This is a genomic window from Paracraurococcus lichenis (assembly GCF_030657435.1).
Classification (GTDB): Bacteria; Pseudomonadota; Alphaproteobacteria; order Acetobacterales; family Acetobacteraceae; genus Paracraurococcus; species Paracraurococcus lichenis.
In genome coordinates, this window is record NZ_JAUTWS010000214.1 from 1 (window position 1) to 3,406 (window position 3,406).

Genomic DNA, 3,406 nt, shown 5'->3' on the forward strand with positions numbered 1-3,406 from the left:
ACTTGCACCGATACCGCTGCCGATGCGCCTGGGTCTCGTCGAAGCCGTCTCGCACCACGCCACCGCTGCCGCAGGCAGGGCAGTGCACCCCGTCCGGCCAACGGTGCTGGCGCACCAAGGCAAAGCTCTTGGCGTCGTCGATCAGCGCCGAGAGGTTGACCAGATCTGGTGCAGCCATGATGCCGACGCTCCTGGGGAGGGCCGGGTCGCCGTCCCGTCGTCGCGCATCATCACAGACCGGCCCCAGGCACGCTACCCGGGCCTCAGCTCATCACCCCGGATCCCATCAAGAGCCACCTCCGTATCCTCTAGCATAGTTAAACAGCTTCTCCATAGAAGCCGGCTCTGAGCTTCGCACAACAATTTCTTGGCGAAGATCTTCAATATTTCGCCCATCCGCAATCGATAAGCGAATGTACTTGCTTAGTACGTCAATTATGCATCGCTCCCATTCAGTGAGCGATGCCGAAGCGTGCGGTGACCACTGCCCTGGATCATCAGCGATCATTGTTCATTCCCATCGACTTCAGATACTCTGGCCGCAAGCGGCGTCAGCGGCTTGGCGATGGTTCAGCACCGAGCGCCAACGCTTCAACCTCCCACGGCCCGCGCTGGAAGGATGTCACGTCCACCTGACCTTCGTCGTCCCATTGCAGGCTGAGCATCTTGTGCCCGCTCCAAACCTCAAGTCCCCAGGGTAACACCCGCTTAGCCCTCTGCCGCGAAATGGCTTGGTCATAGGACGCGATCGGTACCTCGGCCGGCCAGGGCGTGAACGGGCTACGGAGGAGGCAGATGAAGCCTCCCACCCTCCACCTCGCTACCCGCCCCGCCATTCCGCTGACTTCCTCCAGAGCGCCATGTGCTTGGATCAGTGGCAACAGGTGGTCACGAATGGCAAGTGCCCGTGCGTCTTGCTCAGCGTTGGTCATCGCATCTCTCCGCGCGAGCGTCACCTCGGGTCTCGCTTCGGTGGACCCGCATATGGTTGCAAGCACTAACCGTGCCTCGTTGCCGATCGAGAACCGCAACCGCCTTGGAGAGATTGGTAGTGAAGCTCAAGACCGACTCCGCAAATGGTGGACGGGACACTGTCGGCACAACCGTTCCGAATAGTTTTATCGTTCTCTTCAACGCAACCGACAATATGGATGTACGTTGTCAACCATGTTCCTGGTGGCGAGACGGAAATCGCGATGCCAGCTTCCGATAAATCAAGGCTCCTGACTGGTCTGTTCGGGGAAATGGCCGCACAGTGGCTTCTCCAAGAAGACGCTGAGCCAGAGGCCGAGGCGACGGCCGCAACATTCGACGATCTTCCTGATCACCCCACGACTCTGGCAGACCGTGGCGATTGCTGAAGTTTTTTGTCATTATTACGGCCTGACGTAGTTACTCACGTTCCTCAAGACCCTAACCTCGGCTTTGGCCAGTTATGCCACGTTGATGGTGTGGACGCCCCCCGACGGCATCGATGTGCCAAGGTGGAGGTGTTGAGCAACCACCAGGGGAGGCGTCCGTGGGCGAGGCTAGCACGATCGGGCTCGACGTCGCGAAGAACGTATTTCAAGCGCACGGCGCCGACGCCGCTGGGCATGTGGTGTTCCGTAAGCGCCTGGTACGGGCCAAGGCAGCAATTCTAAATGGCCGTATCGCAGCACAGACATCATCGTGCGAGTTGAGCCTCGACATGGGGCGGCGGCTTTGAGTCGATCAGGGTCTGCATGAGCGTCGACCAATCGGGGAAGACGAGATAGGCCGTGATGGTTCGGATGTGCTCGAAGAAGCGCGTGCGCGCCCGTTTGGCGGATCTGGCCGCGGTCCAGAGCTGATCGAGGCAGTCGCACACCGTATGGAACGCGAAGGCGAGCAGGTTCATGGCGGCGAACATCATGGCAAGGTTCTGCTTGCCGTGGCCGAAGTTGTGCTCGAGGTGGTAGCCGTTGCATTTGAGGACGTTGAAGCTCTCGTTCTCGATCTTCCACCTCGCCCCTGGCACAGGCCACGATCTCGGCGACGGTGTCGCGGGTGACCGGCAATGAGGTCACGAAGGCACTGCTGTAGGTGACCTGGCCTTTGGCGTCGGTGACGGTGATGCCGATCCAGTTGGCGAGCATGGCATCCGGGCCGTCGCGCAATGGCGCGCCTTCGAACCAGCGGAAGCGGTAGGTCAGGCGCTTGCCCTTGGCCTTCTGCGTGAGCGTGTACTCATCGAGCGTGGCGCCTTGCATGAAGTCATAGAGAGCCTTGTGCGAGGTGGGCTTGGCGGTGAGGAGGAAGTCGCCACCGGCGGCCCTGATCGCGGCCGCGATCGGCTGGCACGCGAACAGGTCATCGCCGAGGACGACGGGCCGTAGATCGATCAGGCGCCTGGCGTGGGCGGCCAGCCAGCGCTTGGCGGCATTGCGTTCGCAATCCTGCTTCTCCGCCCCGTCCTGGGGCGCGATGAACTCAGGCATCAGTGGCAGCGCCATGGCGTGACCGGGCGCCACGACCGTGGCGGCCAGCATGGCATGATAGTTCTCGGTCTTGCCCTTGCCGCGCCGGCGGGTCAGGTATTGCGGACAGCCGAGCTTGTGCGAGCAGAAGTACTCCGTACCGTCGAGCGCGATCAGCACACGGCCGCCGAGCCGTTGGAAGGCGCGCAGCCCACCGCGTTGGCGCAGTATGTCCAGGCTCTGGTCAAAGGCCGGCTGCAGGTAGGAGGGATGCACCGGGTCGAGCATGGCGCGGATATGGTTGTCGGTCGGGATGGCGGTCATGCCGAACAGGCTGTGGCAATTCGACATCTTGCGGCCTTCCTCAAGCGCGCGCTGGTGGGCGAGGAAGGATTCGCTCTGCATGAAGAACAGCGAGAAGGCCGACAGGCCGATATCGGCCATGCTGTAGGTCACCTCGCCGCGCCGCTGATCGGGAAAGGCTGCGCAGGCCGAGCGAAGGCCTTGCAAAAGGGTCTCGAGCAACTCCATGCGGGTTTGAATCACACCTCAGGCCGATGGGAAACCCACTTTCGAATCAACGATTTAGAATTGCTGCTGGTGCACGTAGTTGCGTGCCAGTCGGTCCGGTGCTGTGATAAGAATGCGGTCCAGCTGAGCGCCCGCAGCCATATCGCGCAAGCGGTCCAAGCCGGGACGCCTGAGACTGGCGCCGCTGTAGCCGTCGTCGCGAAAGATCTGTTCCTGCGCCAAGTTCCAGCTCTGCGCCGCGGCATGAGCGCGCAGGCGGTCGATTTGCTGGTCAATGGTCTGCGCCCGAGCTTGGCTTCGGCTCGAAACCCAGTGTGATGGTGTGGACGCCCCCCGACGGCATCGATGTGCCAAGGTGGAGGTGTTGAGCGACCACCAGGGGAGGCGTCCATGGGAGAGGCTAGCACGATCGGGCTCGATGTTGCGAAGAACGTATT

General features: G+C 61.7%; 4 protein-coding genes. All 4 read right to left on the reverse strand.

Translation table 11 applies throughout. The features are described from left to right. Nucleotides 1-178 (reverse strand): transposase (locus tag Q7A36_RS41975; protein ID WP_370655799.1); only part of this gene is annotated, 178 nt, incomplete at its 3' end. Nucleotides 179-551: 373 nt separating this feature from the next. Next, on the reverse strand, nt 552-932 hold the full coding sequence (locus Q7A36_RS38885) for a hypothetical protein (protein WP_305109156.1): 381 nt from the start codon (nt 930-932) through the stop codon (nt 552-554). Nucleotides 933-1,529: 597 nt separating this feature from the next. Next, entirely contained in the window at nt 1,530-2,969 is a 1,440-nt protein-coding gene (locus Q7A36_RS38890; protein WP_305109157.1) for a hypothetical protein, read from the reverse strand. Nucleotides 2,970-3,023: 54 nt separating this feature from the next. Further along, nucleotides 3,024-3,406 (reverse strand): recombinase family protein (locus tag Q7A36_RS38895; protein WP_305109158.1); only part of this gene is annotated, 383 nt, incomplete at its 5' end.